Origin of the sequence: Granulicella arctica (assembly GCF_025685605.1) — a bacterium.
Lineage (GTDB): Bacteria > Acidobacteriota > Terriglobia > Terriglobales > Acidobacteriaceae > Edaphobacter > Edaphobacter arcticus.
On the sequence record NZ_JAGTUT010000002.1, the window covers coordinates 396356 to 413623 of the forward strand.

Annotated in this window: 16 protein-coding genes; 7 read left to right on the plus strand and 9 right to left on the minus strand. The window is 59.3% G+C overall.

Annotated features, from left to right (window positions below):
- Nucleotides 1-255: 255 nt before the first annotated feature.
- The 6 genes from truA (at nucleotide 256) to OHL20_RS21630 (ending at nucleotide 7739) form a co-directional block, all read left to right on the plus strand.
- Nucleotides 256-1104: a tRNA pseudouridine(38-40) synthase TruA gene (gene truA / locus OHL20_RS21605; protein ID WP_317890996.1), complete on the plus strand. Its 849-nt coding sequence runs from the start codon at nucleotides 256-258 to the stop codon at nucleotides 1102-1104.
- Nucleotides 1104-2348, plus strand: coding sequence for a M20/M25/M40 family metallo-hydrolase (locus OHL20_RS21610; RefSeq protein ID WP_263385374.1), 1245 nt, complete (start codon nucleotides 1104-1106; stop codon nucleotides 2346-2348). The genes truA and OHL20_RS21610 overlap by 1 nt, the downstream gene beginning before the upstream one ends.
- Nucleotides 2260-4161 carry an amidohydrolase gene (locus tag OHL20_RS21615; RefSeq protein ID WP_263385375.1) on the plus strand — a complete coding sequence of 634 codons (1902 nt, stop codon included), beginning with the start codon at nucleotides 2260-2262 and terminating at the stop codon, nucleotides 4159-4161. Before OHL20_RS21610 ends, OHL20_RS21615 begins: the two co-directional genes overlap by 89 nt.
- On the plus strand, nucleotides 4162-5076 hold the full coding sequence (locus tag OHL20_RS21620) for a DMT family transporter (RefSeq protein ID WP_263385376.1): 915 nt from the start codon (nucleotides 4162-4164) through the stop codon (nucleotides 5074-5076).
- A gap of 162 nt (nucleotides 5077-5238) precedes the next feature.
- Nucleotides 5239-6924 (plus strand): trypsin-like peptidase domain-containing protein, encoded by a 1686-nt coding sequence (locus OHL20_RS21625; RefSeq protein ID WP_263385377.1) that lies wholly within the window; start codon nucleotides 5239-5241, stop codon nucleotides 6922-6924.
- A gap of 425 nt (nucleotides 6925-7349) precedes the next feature.
- Nucleotides 7350-7739 (plus strand): peptidoglycan-binding domain-containing protein, encoded by a 390-nt coding sequence (locus OHL20_RS21630; protein ID WP_263385378.1) that lies wholly within the window; start codon nucleotides 7350-7352, stop codon nucleotides 7737-7739.
- Between the two features lie 50 nt (nucleotides 7740-7789).
- On the opposite strand, the gene OHL20_RS21635 is transcribed toward OHL20_RS21630, so the two are convergent.
- The 4 genes from OHL20_RS21635 to OHL20_RS21650 are packed head-to-tail and all read right to left on the minus strand — an operon-like array spanning nucleotide 7790 to nucleotide 10938.
- A complete protein-coding gene (locus OHL20_RS21635; protein WP_263385379.1) occupies nucleotides 7790-8446 on the minus strand; it encodes a bifunctional 4-hydroxy-2-oxoglutarate aldolase/2-dehydro-3-deoxy-phosphogluconate aldolase in 657 nt (218 codons plus the stop codon).
- Between the two features lie 15 nt (nucleotides 8447-8461).
- The gene (locus OHL20_RS21640; protein ID WP_263385380.1) at nucleotides 8462-9571 is read right to left on the minus strand and encodes a sugar kinase; all 1110 of its coding nucleotides are present in this window, start codon (nucleotides 9569-9571) and stop codon (nucleotides 8462-8464) included.
- A complete protein-coding gene (kduI, locus tag OHL20_RS21645; protein WP_263385381.1) occupies nucleotides 9571-10401 on the minus strand; it encodes a 5-dehydro-4-deoxy-D-glucuronate isomerase in 831 nt (276 codons plus the stop codon). Before kduI ends, OHL20_RS21640 begins: the two co-directional genes overlap by 1 nt.
- Before the next feature lie 39 nt (nucleotides 10402-10440).
- Complete coding sequence (locus OHL20_RS21650; protein WP_263385382.1) at nucleotides 10441-10938, minus strand: cupin domain-containing protein; 498 nt, start codon at nucleotides 10936-10938, stop codon at nucleotides 10441-10443.
- Between the two features lie 96 nt (nucleotides 10939-11034).
- On the opposite strand from OHL20_RS21650, the gene kduD reads away from it, so the two are divergent.
- Nucleotides 11035-11820: a 2-dehydro-3-deoxy-D-gluconate 5-dehydrogenase KduD gene (gene kduD, locus OHL20_RS21655; protein WP_263385383.1), complete on the plus strand. Its 786-nt coding sequence runs from the start codon at nucleotides 11035-11037 to the stop codon at nucleotides 11818-11820.
- Here kduD and OHL20_RS21660 read toward each other — a convergent pair.
- The 5 genes from OHL20_RS21660 to flhA are packed head-to-tail and all read right to left on the minus strand — an operon-like array spanning nucleotide 11817 to nucleotide 17257.
- The gene (locus tag OHL20_RS21660) at nucleotides 11817-12824 is read right to left on the minus strand and encodes a hypothetical protein (protein WP_263385384.1); all 1008 of its coding nucleotides are present in this window, start codon (nucleotides 12822-12824) and stop codon (nucleotides 11817-11819) included. The two genes, kduD and OHL20_RS21660, sit on opposite strands and share 4 nt — an antisense overlap.
- Nucleotides 12812-13120, minus strand: a complete 309-nt coding sequence (locus OHL20_RS21665) for a FliM/FliN family flagellar motor switch protein (RefSeq protein WP_263385385.1) — start codon at nucleotides 13118-13120, stop codon at nucleotides 12812-12814. Before OHL20_RS21665 ends, OHL20_RS21660 begins: the two co-directional genes overlap by 13 nt.
- A gap of 30 nt (nucleotides 13121-13150) precedes the next feature.
- The gene (locus OHL20_RS21670; RefSeq protein WP_263385386.1) at nucleotides 13151-14128 is read right to left on the minus strand and encodes a flagellar motor switch protein FliM; all 978 of its coding nucleotides are present in this window, start codon (nucleotides 14126-14128) and stop codon (nucleotides 13151-13153) included.
- 29 nt (nucleotides 14129-14157) lie between these two features.
- The gene (locus OHL20_RS21675; RefSeq protein ID WP_263385387.1) at nucleotides 14158-15138 is read right to left on the minus strand and encodes a sigma-70 family RNA polymerase sigma factor; all 981 of its coding nucleotides are present in this window, start codon (nucleotides 15136-15138) and stop codon (nucleotides 14158-14160) included.
- Between the two features lie 22 nt (nucleotides 15139-15160).
- Nucleotides 15161-17257 carry a flagellar biosynthesis protein FlhA gene (gene flhA / locus OHL20_RS21680; RefSeq protein WP_396272753.1) on the minus strand — a complete coding sequence of 699 codons (2097 nt, stop codon included), beginning with the start codon at nucleotides 17255-17257 and terminating at the stop codon, nucleotides 15161-15163.
- Nucleotides 17258-17268 lie beyond the last annotated feature (11 nt).

Consider the following 17268-nt stretch of genomic DNA (forward strand, 5'->3'; position numbering starts at 1 on the left):
TGTCTGTTGCCGGATACTGACCAAAAGGCCAGCACATCCGGGTACTCTTCATCCGGCACAACTACCGCTGCAACACGGGCTACTCATCTCTGGCTATGTCAGTACCATCTAGACGCACCGGTTACCCGGAACGACTCTGAAAATCAAAAGCAACCCGCAAAGGCATCATGAAAGGCTCATACGCACAAACCCTCAGCTACGTTCCCGATATAGCATCAAAAAAAGGCATGATCCCCGTAGGCGCAGTATACCAACGTGATCCTCCATGTATCCTCCACCGTAACCTGCTTCACCGCTGAAATCATCATGCAGACCTGGAAAACGATCCTCACCTACGACGGCACACCCTTTCATGGATGGCAGATCCAGCCCGAGCTCACTACCGTACAGGGAACTCTGGCGAGCGCTATTCATCACATCACCGGCGAAAGTGTCCTTCCACAAGGCTCAGGCCGCACCGATACCGGCGTGCATGCCCTCGGTCAGGTCGCCACCTTTACGCTCGATTGCGCCATCCCCGCCGAGAATCTACACCGCGCCCTCAATCACGCTCTGCCGCAGAGCATCCGCGTCCTCGCCACCGAAGCCGTCGCCTCCGACTTCCACGCCCGCCACAGCGCCATAGGTAAATCGTACGAGTACCGCATCTATCCCAGCGGCATCGAAAAAGGACAGCCCGGGAAAATCTGCTCTCCCATGCTCGCTCCGTATGTATGGGATTGTCCTCTGGTCCTCAACCTCGCGCTCCTTCAAGAGGCCGCACACCACGTTCTTGGCACACACGACTTCACCTCCTTCGCCGCCGCTGATCCTGACCGCACCACCCGCCATGCCGCTGCAGCCGAGCTTCCTGTCCACGCCACTAATGTCCGTACACTCTCCTGCTCCTGCTGGCAGCAAAGCGACAGCCTCTATATCTACCGCGTCACAGGCTCCGGCTTTCTCCACCACATGGTCCGCAATCTCGTCGGCACCTTCGTGGACGTAGCATGTGGCCGCATCGCAGCCGACACCATCCCCTCAATCCTCGAAGCTCAGGACCGCTCTGCCGCCGGGCCAACCGCACCTGCACGAGGCCTCTTCCTCGTCAAAGTGGACTACTAATGCCCATCGCCTTCGGCTCTGCAGCCGCACAGTCCCGCATCGCGCGCCTTGCCGCGCTCACACCCGTTCATCGCGCCTTCCACTGGCTGCATCTCCATCAGCCGCAGCTCAAACAGTGGCAGATTGAGATGACAGCCATCCCTGCACCCCCCTTCGAAGAAAACATCCGGGCAGCCTGGTTCCTCGACCGATTCACCGCCCTTGGCCTCAATCACATTCACACCGACGGCATCGGCAACGCCCTCGCAGAGCTCCCCGCGCCTGACGCAGGCGAGTCCTCACCCTGCATCCTTATCTCCGCTCATCTCGATACCGTCTTCCCCCCCGGCACCTTATGCACCCCAACGGAGCATGAAGGACGCCTGCTCGCCCCGGGCATCTGCGACAACGCCGCTGGTCTCACCGGTCTCCTGGCTATCGCCGCATCCCTCCGCTACGCAAAGATCACGCCACCCCTCACCATCCTCTTCGCCGCAAATGTAGGCGAGGAAGGTCAAGGTGATCTCCGGGGCATGAAGCACCTCTTCGAAAACGGGGCCTACAAGGGACGAATCGTCTCGGCGATTGCCCTCGAGGGCAGCGGCACGAATGCGGTCGTCACCCGAGCCCTTGGCAGCCGCCGCTTTCGCCTCACCGTAGTCGGGCCCGGAGGCCACTCCTGGTCAGACGCCGGTACCCCAAATCCCATCCTCATCTTGGGCGAGGTCCTCAAAGCCTTCAGCGAGGTCGATCTTCCGGCAAATCCGCGCACAACCCTCAACACGGGCATGATCTCCGGCGGCACATCCATCAACTCGATCCCCGAATCGGCAAGCGCCCTCCTCGATCTCCGCTCGACCGATCCCTTGCAGTTGGAGACCATAGAAGCCCGGCTACGTCAGATCTGTGGCCGCTTCGATCCCCGCAAAGACGACACCCGCGAAGCCAGCGCCACTCCCGTAACCCTCGAAACCATCGGCGACCGCCCCGCCGGGGAGCTCCCCGACGACTCCCCGCTCCTCCAGACCATCCGCGCCGTGGACCGCCACCTCACCCTCCGCACCGAGCCCCGCATTGGCTCAACCGACGCCAACCTGCCCCTCGCCCTTGGCATTCCCGCCGTGGCCATCGGCGCGGGCGGTATCGGCGGCGGCATCCACACCCTGCAGGAGTGGTATGACCCCACCGGCCGCGAGATCGCCCTCCGCCGCATCCTTCTCACTCTCCTCGACACTGCCGAAGTCGCCTCCGCCGCCCGCCGCTGACATCATCTCTGCCCGTACCCTTGGTACACTCCACCTCGTGAACCTCTTCCGCACGACACTCCTCGCCGCATCCACTCTCGCTACCGCCGCCTTGCCCGCCCAGACTGTAGACACCATCTACTTTCACGGCACCATCCTTACCGGAGCCCACCTCCACAAGGACGATCCATCGGCGACCCCGCCCACCGTAACCGCGCTCGCCATCGCCTCCGGAAAGATCATAGCCACCGGCACCGACGTCGAGATCCTCAAGCTCAAAACGCCGCAGACAAAGCTTATCGACCTTCAAAACGCCTTCGCCATGCCCGGCTTCAACGATGCCCACACCCACATCGCCAACGCTGGCCAGCAAAAGCTCTCCGCCGACCTCATCGGCACCACCTCGCTAGCCGACATGCAGGCCCGCATCAAGGCCTACGCCGCCACCACCAAACCCGGCACATGGCTCCGTGGCGGCGGTTGGGACCACACCCTCTGGGCCTCGAAGACCCTTCCCACCCGCGCCGATCTCGATGCCGTCACCGCAGGGCACCCCGCCGTCTTCTACCGTGTCGACGGCCACATCGTCATCGCCAACACCGCCGCGCTCGCCGCCGCCAGCATCATTCCCTCGACCCCCGACCCCGAAGGCGGCAAGATCGACCGCGACGGAGAGGGCACCCCTACCGGCATCGTTCGCGAGATCCCCGCCATCACCCTCATCGAGCGCAAAATCCCCCCGCTCGATAACGACACACGCCGACGCGCACTCCAACTCTCCATCGCCGACGCCCTCGCCCACGGCGTCACCTCCGTACAGGACTTCTCCGAGTGGGACGACTTCCTCGTCCTCGAAGAACTCGAGCACGCCGGCAAACTCAAGCTCCGCGTCAGCGAGTGGCTCGACTTCAACCTGCCTCTTCCCGTCCTCCAGCAGCGCCGCGCCAGCCACCCCGCCGACGATCCCCTCCTCCACATCGGCATGCTCAAAGCCTTCATGGACGGCTCACTCGGCTCCCGTACCGCCGCCCTTGAAGAGCCGTACGCCGACGAGCCCGGCAACTCCGGCATCCCGCGCTACGATGAGGACAAGCTCAACCTGATGGCCACTGAGCGTGCCGCCGCAGGCTTTCAACTCGGCTTCCACGCCATCGGTGACCGCGCCAACGAGATCGCCCTCAACGCCTTTTCCGCCGCCGAGCAGACCGCCGTTCCCGCCAACCACCCCACGCCGCCCAACCATCCCGACGCCGCTGTCGTTCAGGCAGACTCGCGCGATTACACCGTCGCCGACCTCCGCCTCCGTATCGAGCACGCGCAAGTCCTCCGCCCCGAAGACTTCGACCGCTTCGCTCGCCTGGGCATTATCGCTTCCATGCAGCCCAGCCATCTCCTCACCGACATGGCGTGGGCCACCGCCCGTCTCGGGCCCGAGCGCGCAAAATCCGCCTACGCCTGGCACTCCTTCCTCGATCACGGCGTCACCCTCGCCTTCGGAACCGACTACCCAGTCGAATCCATCAACCCCTTCCGCGGCCTCTACGCCGCCACCACCCGCCAGAACGAGGCCGGTACCCAGACCTTCCAGCCGCAGGAGAAGATCTCCATCCAGGAAGCCCTATACGCCTACACACAAGCCTCCGCCTATGCAGAGTTCCGCGACCACCAGCTAGGCCGTCTCGAACCCGGCTATCTTGCCGACTTCGTTGTGCTCGACCATGACCCCACCACCGCCTCCCCGCACCAGATCCTCTACACCAGGGTCATCCAAACCATCGTCAATGGTGAGAATGTCTACACCGCACCCTCTGCAGGATCAGGATCAGCCCACTAGATGCGGCCCAGCACCCTCGCCCATCTGCTCCTCATCGCCGTGGTCGCGGTATGGGGAGCCACGTTCGTCCTCGTTAAAGACGCATTCCGCGACATCTCGCCGCTCCTCTTCAACCTGCTCCGCATGGCCTTGGCATTCCTTGCCCTTGCCCTCATCAACCGCCGCGAGTTGCGCACCCTCACCCGCAAGTCCATCCTCTCCGGCCTCTTCGTTGGAGCCTTCCTCGGAGCGGGCTATCAGTTCCAGACCGCTGGCCTCGCCCGCACCACCCCCGCCAAAGCCGCATTCATTACCGGCCTCATCGTCGTCTTCGTTCCCCTCTTCACCATCATCCCCCGGCTTCGTCCAAAGGGGGCCAACGCCCCCGGGCTCGCCACGATCGCCGGAGCCCTGTTCGCCTTTTCAGGCCTCCTCCTCCTCACCACCCCTGCCGGAACCGCACTCGCCCACATCTTCGCCACCATCGGCCTCGGCGACCTCCTCGTCCTTCTTTGCGCGCTCGCCTTCGCCGCCCACCTTCTTGCGCTCGCGCGCGCCTCCCTCCACCTCTCCGCGGGCCTGCTCGCCACCCTCCAGATCGGAGCCGCAACCCTCCTTATGGCCGTCACCCTACCCTTCGACGGCCGACCGGTCCTTCACCTCACCGGAAGACTCGTCTTTGCGCTTGCCATCACCAGCCTGTTCGCTACTGCCGCCGCCTTCACGATCCAGAGCTACGCCCAGCAGCACCTCTCTCCTTCCCACACCGCCCTCATCCTCACCCTGGAACCCGTCTTCGCCTGGCTCACCTCCATCCTCATCCTGCACGAGCACCTCGGACCTCGCGCCCTCACCGGAGCGCTCCTGATCCTCATCGGCATCGCCATCATCGAATTGCTCCCCAACCGCTCCGCTCCCACACCTATCCCGGCTTAACCCTGTGCATTTCGGCCGGAAATCCTTTGATAAGCTGACACTTTTCCATTCGAAGCACGTCTAACTAATTATTTAGTGCCAAGAGCCACAAGCGGCGTCAGTCGAACTTCGCATCTATATACTCACCAGTGTCATGTGTACGACTAGAGGACTGATCGAATAATGGAAACGAACACCCCAAAGAAGCCATTGCGCGAGTATCTCCGCAACCGCCGTCTCACCTCCACCTTCGCCCTGTTGGCTACCCTTTCGGTCGGCATTCTTGCCGGCTCCGTTCTCACCCGCAACGTCAGCGGCAAAGAAGTTCAGGCCATCGACTCCTCGGACGCTCGCCCCATCGTGGTTCCCTCGCCAGTTTCCCTCTCGAACGGCTTCTCGCAGATCGTCAAGCAGGTCGGCCCGGCGGTTGTAAACATCAATACCGAGTCCCTTCCCAAGCAGTCCAGCATCAAGACCCTCCCTGGCCGTCGTCGCGGACTTCCGCAGGGCCACCCCAACACCCCCGGTCAGGGCGGTGGTGACGATCAGCAGGGCGACATGCAGGACTTCTTCAACAAGTTCTTCGGTGGCCAGAATGGTCAGGGCGGGCAGGGTGATGAGGATGGCGAAGCCGCTGGCAGCGAACGCCGCGCCCTCGGTTCAGGCTTCATCGTCGACTCCCGCGGCTACATCATCACCAACAACCACGTAGTCGACAAAGCGGACAAGATCTTCGTCAAGCTCTCTACTGACCCCGATGGCGGACCCGGCGATGAAGGTCACGTTGCCAAGGTGATCGGCGTCGACAAGGACACCGACATCGCCGTCATTAAGATTGAGACCAAGGAAGCCCTTCCCACCATCAAGCTCGGCAACTCCGATGGCGCCCAGGTTGGCGACTGGGTCCTTGCCCTCGGCAGCCCCTTCTCCCTCTCGAAGACTGTCACTGCTGGTATCGTCTCCGCCAAAAACCGCTCCATCGATGAGCCCGGCGCCGATGGCACCGCCCAGAGCCAGTTTCAGAAGTTCATCCAGACTGACGCTGCGATCAACCCCGGCAACTCCGGTGGCCCGCTTGTTGATCTCGCCGGCCAGGTCATCGGCATGAATACCGCCATCTACACCCAGTCCATGGGCTCTCAGGGTGTCGGCTTCGCAATGCCGTCGAACATCATTGCCACCGTCTACAACATGCTTATCGGACCCGAACATAAGGTCATCCGCGGCTCAATCGGCATCCAGTTCCAGCCGTCCATCTCCTCCGCTGTACAGCGTATGTACGGCTTCCAGAATGGAGTCATGGTTAGCACGGTCACGCCGAACGCTGGCGCAGCCAAAGCTGGTCTTCAACCGAACGACATCATCGTCTCGATCGACGGGCGCTCCATCAAGGATGGGGACGACCTCGTAGCCGATATCTCCGCTCGTAAGGTGGATAGCACCGTCAAGCTCGGATTTATCCGCGATGGCAAGCAGCAAACCGCCAACGTTACGATCACCGACCGCGCCAAACTCTACGCCAATCTGGATAAGGGTGATGCGGACGATAGTGACCAGGCACAGGAGGCCGACGCAGGTCAGGGCAAACTCGGTATCACCGTCACGGGCGTACCTGCAGCGATGGCTACCAAGCTTGGGGTGAAGGGTGGCGTTGTTGTTACCAGCGTCCGCCCCGGCTCCTTCGCCGACGAGATCAGTCTCGGCAAGGGCTTCATCATCGTCGCCATCAACAAGAAGCCGGTCAGCGACGAAGCCAGCTATAAGGCAATCGTCACCGGCCTCAAAACGGGAGACGATGTGGTCTTCGTAGTTCGCTTCCCGACCGGGGCGAACCGCGGCAACAGCTACCTCGGCGGAACCCTCCCATAGCCCGATTGCAGTGAGAACAGAAGGGCGCGAACCTGGTTCGCGCCCCTTTTATCGCTTCCAAGCCAACAAAACTGGATTTGTATTGCTCCACCCTCACGGTTTGCACGGTAGAAACTTGACAGAATCAGCCTCGCACGACCCCACATCTTCGGAATAGTCACCGATTCCGCGGGCCCTGATGCAGACCTAACTTCAATAGAATGAATACTTTCGTACTTCAGGTACGGGGGGAGGCAGGGGGTGCGATGCCTTAGGCTTGATTCCGAAGATCTTTCGCCAGCATAGTAGTTCTTTCCGGGAATCGATTCAAAATCTGGCAACCTTTTCCTATTGCGCACGAGTAGCCGAAGCGATACTCTAAGCACATCGTTGTTGGCTGTCAGACCACTGGTTGATTGATACTGAATTCCGAGGTGCTTCACTCTATGCGGTTTGGACGAATCCTTCTTTCCTCATCCCTGATCGTCGCCTCCGCAGTTCCCGCTCTCGCGATGACGCATTCGCGCCGTGGCCCAACTTCGCCAAAGCTCTTCAACAAGCACACGGCGAAGGTCGCTCATTCCAACTCACAGCGAGCCATCGACGACAGTCGCGCAACAGCAATTCAGACCGCACTCATCTCGCACGGATATCTCAGCGGCGAAGCAACTGGACATTGGGATAATCAGACGGAAGCCGCAATGCAGAAGATGCAGGCCGACAATGGTTGGCAGACAAAGCTCATTCCCGACTCTCGCGCCATCATCAAGCTCGGTCTAGGACCAAATCAGGAAGCCGAAGCATCTTCAACAGGCGGCGAAATCAGCACCCGCTAAACCGACCTAAGGAAGTTCCGGCCGCAACGACCCCGTCGTTGCGGCCTTCCTTATGCCTTCTGGCTCTCGCGAAACGCCTTGACGATCGCCAGATACTTACGCGCTGTCTCCGTTATCAGCTCTGGTTTTCCGTCAGCCATTGCCTTCGCATCCACAAGATCTGCTCCAACACCAAGCGCAAACGAACCAGCAGCCAGAAACTCGGTCGCAGTATCAAGCGTCACTCCGCCTGTCGGAATCAGTTCAACCTGCGGCAGAGGTGCCTTGATCGACTTGAGATACTTCGCTCCACCCATCGCATTCGCCGGAAACACCTTGATTACGTCCGCGCCAGCCTCCCAGGCCGTGACGATCTCTGTCGGAGTCAACGCTCCAGGAAGAACAGCAATCGAGTAGCGCTGACACATCTCGATCGTCTTCACGTTCAGCGCCGGACTGACGATGAACTTGGCTCCTTCCAGAATGCACATCCGCGCAGTCTCTGGATCGAGCACCGTTCCAGCGCCGATCAGAATGTCTGGACGTTCCTCCGCAAGCCGACGCATCACATGCATCGCTCCTGGAATCGTCATCGTAATCTCGAGCACCGTCACTCCGCCTGCAGCAATCGCTGTCGCCAGCGCAAGCGCCTTCGAGTGCGACTCAGCCCGAAGCACCGGAACAAGTCCGATCTCGCGCAGCGTCTCTAGTATCTGAACCTTATCCATCGTGATCGATCCCTTTCATCGTTGCACCCCAGCAGAACCGCCCTGCATCGCCCGCTCAACCTCAGCCAGCGTACTCATCGAGCTATCGCCTGGAGTTGTCATCGCCAAAGCACCATGCGCAACACCGCAATCAAGCGCCCATTGCATCCCACGTTCCGCCATCAGGCCATAGATCAGACCAGCCGCAAACGAGTCTCCACCGCCAACGCGGTCATAGATCTCCAGGTCGAGAAAGTCCATACTCTGGAAGACCTCGCCAGCAGCCCACGCAAAAGCGGCCCAATCGTTCCGGTTAGCGGTTCGCGGCCGTCGCGTCGTCGTCGCGATCACCTTGATATCCGGGAACTCGGCTATCGTTCGCCCGACCATCGCCGTATAACTGGCCAGATTATGCCACGGCGGTCCAGACGACGCATCGCATAACTCCGCAGCAAGATCGCCCTCATGACCGAAGAGCACGTCAACATACGGCGCAAGCTCCCGGTTCACGTCGCAAGCGCGTTGACGACCACCGTAACTCTTCCACAGCGATGGCCGATAGTTGCAGTCATACGAGACGATTACGCCATGACGCTTCGCAGCTTGCATCGCCTCACGCGCAACCTCAGGAGCACTCGCCGAAAGAGCACATAGAACACCGCCTGTATGGAACCAGCGAACACCTTCCGTCGCGAAGATTCCGTCCCAATCGACTTGCCCCGGTTGTAGCTGCGAGATCGGCGTGTGACCACGATCCATCATGCCAAGCGCAGCACGACTGCCGAAGCCACGCTCGAGGAAGTAGATACCATTGCGCGACTCGTTCCCAATCCCGTCATAGTCCGACCAGATCAGGTGCGACAGATCGACTCCGCCTTGCAGCATCAGGTCTTCGAGCAGGCGTCCAACGGGATTGTCCGCAAGCGCCGTAACGATGGAAGTCCGCTGACCGAAGCACCGCCTCAGTCCACGCGCAACGTTGTATTCGCCGCCACCTTCCCAGACACGGAAGTTTCGCGCACGCGAAATACGCTCCTCACCGGGATCGAAGCGCAGCATCACCTCGCCAAGGCTGACAAGATCCCATCGACACTCCTCTCGTGAGCGCAACGAGAGTATCGGCTTCTGGCTTGCTATAGCGGTCACTATCGCAACTCCGCAATCGTTACGGGATCCATATCGGTATAAGCCTGATTCTCGCCGCCCATTCCCCAGCAGAAGGCGTAGTTCTTCGTCCCAACACCTGCGTGTATCGACCATCCTGGCGACACGACGACTTCCCTATCCGCGACCACAAGATGGCTCGTCTCTTGCGGTGGTCCCATCAGGTGCAGAACGCGATGCGCCGGATCAACGTCAAAGTAGAAGTACACCTCAGAGCGTCGCATGTGTGTATGCGCAGGCATCGTGTTCCAATTGCTGCCCTCATCGAGCAGGGTAAAGCCCATTACAAGCTGGCAGCTGCGAATCCCTTCCATGTGGATCGCCTTATAGATCGTCCGCTTGTTACAGGTCTCGGTAGCTCCAAGCGGGAGGCCCTGAAGGTCAGCGAACTTCACCAGTCGAGTCGGATACTCGCTGTGCGCAGGATAGCTTAGAAGGTAGAAACAAGCGGGAGAAGAAGGATCAACACTGGTAAAGCAGACATTCCTGCTTCCCCGCCCGACGTACATGCAGTCCAGCTTACCGAGCGCGAAGGTCGTTCCGTCCACGATCACCGAACCTGCACCACCGACGTTCAGCACGCCGAGTTCGCGACGCTCAAGGAAATACTCCGATCGCAGCTCAGGCTCTGTCTCAAGGACTATATCTGACGAAGTAGGAACAGCCGACCCAATCACCGTTCGGTCGAGGTCAACATAGGCAAACTCGGCTTTGCCCGGCTGAAACATGCCTTCCAGAAGGAAGGTCTCCCGTCGTTCCGCAGTCGTCATGCGGCTGTACCGCACAGCATCCGCCATCTGGTAAAGCTTCATCGTTCTCCCTAAGTACTGCTTCTACAGTGTCGCAGCAAACTACTGCTGCGGCACTGCCACCTTGATAACGTAGTAGGTAAATGTCTCTCCCGGAGCAACCGTCGTCTGGTGCGGAACATTGGCCGAGATGTGGATCACATCTCCCTTGCGGATTACATGAGAAGTCCCGCCCTCTACCCGACTGCCGCGCGTCTCTCCCAGCGAGACCTGCTTCGGATCGACGACGGTTCCACCGGTCAGGACGTCAGCTTGTCCGTCCTCGACGATAAAGATATCGTTGAACCCTGCGTGGATCTCTGCGCCGCCACTCTTCACTCGAACGGTGAGCATCGTGAGGTGTCCTGGATAAGTCTCCAGAGCCACACCGGCAGTGCCGCTCGGACTGTTCTTAGCCTGGTTCATCAGGATCTTCGCCTCAGCATCGATAGCTGCAGCCGTCCGCACATCCACAAGATTCGCGGCAGGAGCCTGGGCTACCTGTCCAACGAGACTCGTCGAAATAGTTGTCAGCGCAACACATAGAAGCATCGTTCGCATAAAACCTCACAGCACCCCACGATACGAAAGTGCATCTTTGCCGTCAACGCAGCAACGATTTGCTGGAGTAATCGCAAGGACAGTAGAGTGAGCATCATGATGACAAACATCCCCGATCACGTTCTTGATCTCTTCCGCCTGACCGATAAGGTAGCGCTCGTCACTGGTTCGGCAAGCGGCTTAGGAGCTGCAATTGCCACTGCGCTGGCGCAGGCAGGGGCTGCAGTCGCTTGCCACGGCAACCGCCGAGCCGCAAGAGACACTGCCCAGACAATCGTGAGTGCAGGTGGCAGAGCATCTGCATTCCATGCAGATCTTTCTGCGGACACTGGTGCAGAAGAGCTCTTCAACCAAGTTCACGATGTTTTCGGCAGAATCGACATTCTGATTAACAATGCCGGAACAATCCATCGTGCAGCAGCGGTTGATGCCACGCTTGAGGATTGGCAGACGGTTCTTCAGGTAAACCTGACCAGCGTCTTCCAACTCTCCCAACTGGCCGCGAGAGGCATGATTGCTCGGAGCGCGTCCGGAAAGATCATCAACATCGCATCGTTACTCAGTTTTCAAGGAGGTATTCGCGTTCCCTCCTACGCCGCATCGAAGGGCGGAGTGGCTCAACTCACAAAAGCTCTCGCTAATGAATGGGCATCTCAGGGCATTCAGGTAAACGCCATTGCACCCGGTTACTTTCGCACCGAAAATACATCGGCGTTGCAGGCGGATGAAACCCGCAACCGCCAGATCCTGGAACGTATTCCCGCGAACCGGTGGGGTGATCCGCAGGATATTGCAGGCGCAGCCTTATTCCTCAGCTCGCGTGCCAGTGATTACGTAACCGGAACAGTGTTGACCGTTGACGGCGGATGGATGGCCCGTTAATCTTGCCGGCCCAAGGTGAAGAGCGTGTCCGTAACATCTTCACCAGTCGAAGGCAGCGTCCCGACATCGCCGTACGCACCTGTTTCAAGCCACGTACGGAGCCAGTAATGCTTGTGCAGACGAACCAGCCGCGAGCCGAGAGGCTGGCTCGCTTCAAGGATAGTGGCGATCCGCGACGAGAGACCTTCGGCATCCTGAAAAGACTCTTCATTGGTCTGTATGAATTCGCTGCCGAGAAGTCGTTGACGCGCCTGTTCGTAGTGCGAGTCGTCGAGCAAGCCGCTCTCAACGCGAAGCCCGCTCATCTGTTCGACCGCAAGGGCAGCAGAAGCGTCCAGGCGATCATTGAAGGCGAGATAGAGAATACGCGATGAGGCGATACGAAGCGGGAGCAAACCAAGCCTTTCGATGAAGAGCCGTGGCATCGTCAGTGCCATCGCCGACGGTGCGAAACCATCGATCGGCAGCACTGGACAACTCCACTGCGTTGCGAGCCCTCGCGTAATCTGAGCTGACGTTACGCCACTCTCCTGCACAAGCCACTCGCCAATCCGTCCAGTCCCGGCGAGCCGTTGTGCTTCAAGCGCCGTTCGAAGCTGTGTTTGCGAAATCCAGCCCTGGCTTAGCATAACCAGCCCTAGCGGAATCCGGTGCTGATGCGGCACGTCCTGATCCTCACTACCCACAGGGCGAAGATCGCCTCGCTCGCGCCGGAGCGCACGGTGAATGACAGCCTCAAGGCACCGCGTGCTACATCCCCAACGTCCTTCGAAGATTGGCCGTCGCCGGTTCTTCCAAGGCATCGTCCAGCTTTTCGTACACTCTGGATTGCCACAGCTCTGTTTTGTCGTGTTGCGTTGAGGCGATCGACGTGCGGCATCACGCGAGGCGGACCCCGGTACGTACACGTCATGGGTCCAGTGCGCCGCGCTCTCTGTTCCGATCCCTCGGCTTGCACGCGTATCGTTTTCGATGGGTTCATTGCGCTTTTCTAGAAAAGGCATCGGATACTCTCCAGTCGTAGTTGCGGCGTTGCAACCTCTGTAATGCGTAAAGCAAAGTTTCCGCTGGCCACAACCACTTCACCGCGCGCCACAATGCGATCGCCGACCACCAGATCAACTGGCTCTGAGACATGGCGATCAAGTTCGACGACATCGCCCGGCCCAAGTGCCAGCACCTCGCGTAACGGCATCTCTCGTGAGCCAAACTGCAACGTCGCGTCCAGTTCGATATCGTAGAGCAGGCTCATCGCTGCTCCGCCGCTCAATCCCTGTTCTTCGGGTATAACTTCATCCATCACGCTGGCCTGTCTCCTTGGTGCTGCAAACTAAATGCTCTGTGGCCCATCGGGATCGGTGATCCGCTCCGTTTGCATCTGCGCCCCGCGATGTTCACCCATCCTGACAGGCCGTGCCCGGCCAAACGCGATGCCTCCTACACGCAGTTCCGCAGCCGAGTGCCGCGGTAGCGGAAGGCGCAGGATTGTTCCGGGCACAATATCGGCAAGCTCGCGCGCACGAAGCCGCAGTGGGGGAAACTGCAGTACTGCCCCAAAACAAGCCTCGCCAAGAAGCTCGCGCACCCGCACCTCTGCCTCCTCAGAGCGTCGCCGCGGACGCTCACGGTCAGCCACCAGTTGTCGCAGGATCGCATTCAGCACGACTGTCGGAAGGCATAAATTCAGGCTTCCCTGAGCCTCCGGCATATGCACCTCGAAGCTCACACACATCGTCTTCTCGCTGGAAGGCATCATGCGCGCAACCTGGGCTGCCGTCTCACGCTTCTCGTAGGTGAAGCCAAGTCCAACGGGCTGCCAGGCTACATTTAACTCCCGCACGATCATCTCGACCACGGAGGTCAGGATGGCCTCTTCAATATCCGTCAACTCCCGCAGGGTCCCTGCGCGGCCAATACCGCCAAGGAGCAGGTCGACTATGGGAGACGCAAGGGATAACTCGAGCTCAAGCAAACCTAGAGCCCCTAAAGGCTCCATGCGAATCGAGCACACATAGGTAGGCTCCTTGAGACGCGTAAGAAACTCTGCATACGTCATCTGCTTTGCCGAGGCAAGCTTGACTCCGAACTGCGTCCTCAACCAGGCACCAACTGTGTGCATCAGGTTACGCGCAAACAGGTCGTTCACCGTTCCGATGGCGCGCATCTGCTCCTGGCTGATCTGGCCTGCCCTGCTGAAGTTGTAAAGCTCAGGCGCCTCTTCAGCGATTGAGTTCGTTGCACTAGACCGGCTGCCTCCGGCGTTTGCGATTAACGTCTCTGCGTCATTCTGTCTCATCTCACCTGCCATGTACGACCTCCGTTAGAACAGGACCTTCACTACGCCTCGCGTCTCCTGCGAACTACTGGCTTCTTCGCAGTTGCGACCTGCTTCGCCGCAGGGGCTTGGCTGGAACGCAAGCTCGCTAATGCCGTTCGCAGCCGGAGTACCGCAGACGAATGAATCTGCGAGACACGGGACTCAACGACGCCCAGAGTTAGCCCGATCTCCTTCATCGTGAGTTCTTCGTAGTAATAAAGCGTCAGCACCAAACGCTCCTTCTCAGGCAGTTCGTCAATGGCGTCGGCAAGCCTCTGCTTCATCTCACCCTTGAGGCAGCGGAAGAGCGGATCGTCCTCAGGAGCGCCCGGGATATATGCCAGCTCTTCATCCCCGGAATCTTCCGTGCGCTCCATATGGAGGCTGCCGATCTCAAGTCCCTTCAAGTCGCCAAGAAGATGCTGATAGTCAACCAGACTTAACTCCATAGCCACAGCAATCTCCTGCTCCGAAGGTGCGCGGCCGAGTCGTTGCGTCGCTGAGCGGATTGCCTCTTCAACAGCCCGACCTTTGCGGCGAAGCTCCCTTGGACTCCAGTCCAGCGTTCGTAAGGAGTCGAGTATCGCTCCGCGGATGCGGAATTGCGCATAGCTCTTGAATTGCACCTTTTTGCTGTGATCGAACTTCGAAAAAGCGTCGATCAGTCCGACCACGCCCGCAGAGATCAAATCATCAAGATCGACATGCTGTGGAAGACGCTCATGGATGCGCCGGGCAAGATACCGGACGGTCGACAGATGCTCAAGGAGTAGACGCTCGCGATCTGGTGGAGCGACCGTGCCATTGTCCTCCAGACTTCCAGCGTTCGTCTGCTGTTCGAGTAAGAGCGGCAACATGGAAGCTTCCGATGGTCCGCACTCCTCAAAGCTCCCCTGAGTCTCAGAGTGGTGACTATTCACAGCCATACTGTCCAGCAACATCACCGGTAACGGATTTCCCATGCTCATCTCGTCTTTGTCCTCTCCTGCTTGGTCTGTCATCAATTCATTCCTGCCTTACCTGCTAGCCGACCGTTCCCATACTCCGAACCCGAATCTCCGGAGGAATCTCTGCTGGAGCCAACACTGTGACCTTTGGCAGAAACGGCTCCAACCAACGCCGCACGTGATAGCGGGCCGGGCTTGGACATAAAAGCACGGGGAGTGCCGTAGCAGTGCCTCCCTCGGTTAGCCGTTTCACAGATTCAAGCAGCCGCCGCAAATACTCCGCCGGAGTTCCGGAAGGTCGTACGCCGTCGCCCAGCAGTAAGGCCGCTCCGTTCGGGTCGAAGGTGTGGACCAGTTCGGACTCCAAAGTTTGATCCAACACAAGGACCCGCAGTCCTCCGTCGGTATCGAGCAGAGGGTGGATGAGACCGCGGCCCAGTGACTGCCGCACACTCTCCACCAGGTGGACGATAGCTTTGGAGTGCTGGGCTGCGTCTACAAGGATTTCGAGTATCGTTCCAAGATCGCGGATCGAGACCTGTTCGCGCAGTAGTTGCTGGAGAACCTTCTGCACTTCGCCAAGCGACATCAGCTTCGGCACCAGTTCCTCAACCAGCTTCGGGTAACTCTCATTCATGCTGTCCAGCAGTCGCTTCACCTCCTGCCGTCCAAGTAACTCGTGAGCGTGGCGGCGGATCAACTCGCCTAGATGAGTGCCGATCACCGTAGTCTGGTCAACGACCGAGTAACCCGCCGCGAGTGCCGACTCCTCAAGGCCTGGCTGGATCCAACGCGCCGCAACGCCAAACGCCGGCTCGCGTGTCTCGATACCTGCCAGCACCCGCGCCTTGGGATCGGCGTTCACGGCAAGCAAGAAATTCTGTTCTGTCTGCCACCGGGCAATCTCAACCCCACGAAGGCTGACCACATACTCCCGAGGCCTGAGCCGTAGATTATCGGTGATGTGAACAGGGGGCACGATGAAACCAAGCTCGGTTGCGAGGTGCCTTCTCAGGGCGCGCACGCGATTGAGCATTTGACCACCCTGCTTTTCATCCACCAAAGAAATGAGTTGGAAGCCGATCTCTAACGTCAACTCATCCATTTTGAGCAACGAGGCAAGATTCTCTCCCTTACTGAGTTCTGCGGCTGCCGCTTTGTCAGCAGCAAGATCAAGCTCTACAGCTGGAGCTTCATCGGCGGTCGCCGGCAGCTTGCGCGCAATCAGTGCAACAGCAGCCGCCATCAGCATAAATGACAATTTAGGCAAGCCTGGGATTAGAGCCAAGCCAAGCAATACGGCGCAGGCAATCCAAAGCGTGTTGCGTCCTCGCAGCAGCTGCGCTCCCAACTCAGCATCAAGCTGGCCCGACGACGAAGCGCGCGTCAGCACCATGCCGCCCGCTATCGACACGAGTAAGCTAGGGATCATCGTTACAAGGCCATCTCCCACAGTGAGGATCGTGTAGGTCTTCACGGCGGTCATCAGGTCTGCGCCTTGCTGGAGGACGCCAATCAGCAGCCCAGCGATGATGTTGATCGCCGTAATCAAGATCGTCGCCAGCGAATCTCGCTGATTGAATCTCGCTGCACCATCCATCGCGCCGTAGAACTCGGCCTCTCGTGCGATCGCCTCACGCCGCTTACGTGCACCCTGCTCATCGATTAAGCCGGCGTTCATGTCCGCATCAATCGCCATCTGTTTGCCCGGAAGCGCATCCAGCGTAAACCGAGCCGTCACCTCAGCCGTCCTTACCGCACCGTGCGCGACTACCAGGAATTGGATTGCTATCAATGCAAGGAAAAGCACAAAACCGACCACGTAGTTCCCACCAACTACGAACTGTCCGAAGGCTTCGATTACTGACCCAGCAGCATGAGTACCCTCATGTCCATGTAGCAGGATTCTCCGACTCGACGCGAGATTGAGCGACAAACGAAATAGGGTAAGCAGAAGCAGCAGTGTCGGAAACACTGAAAAATCCACAGCTCGCCGTACCTGCACCGCAGTTAGAAACACGATGACCGATGCAGTGATCGATGCTGCGAGAAGGATATCCAGAACGAATCCGGGAACCGGTATGAGCATCACGAAAACCATGCTGATTGCAGTCACCGGCAGGAGCAATCTCTGCAGCTTTGCCACGGGCCATCGGCTTACCCTTTTGTCCATTACAACCGCTG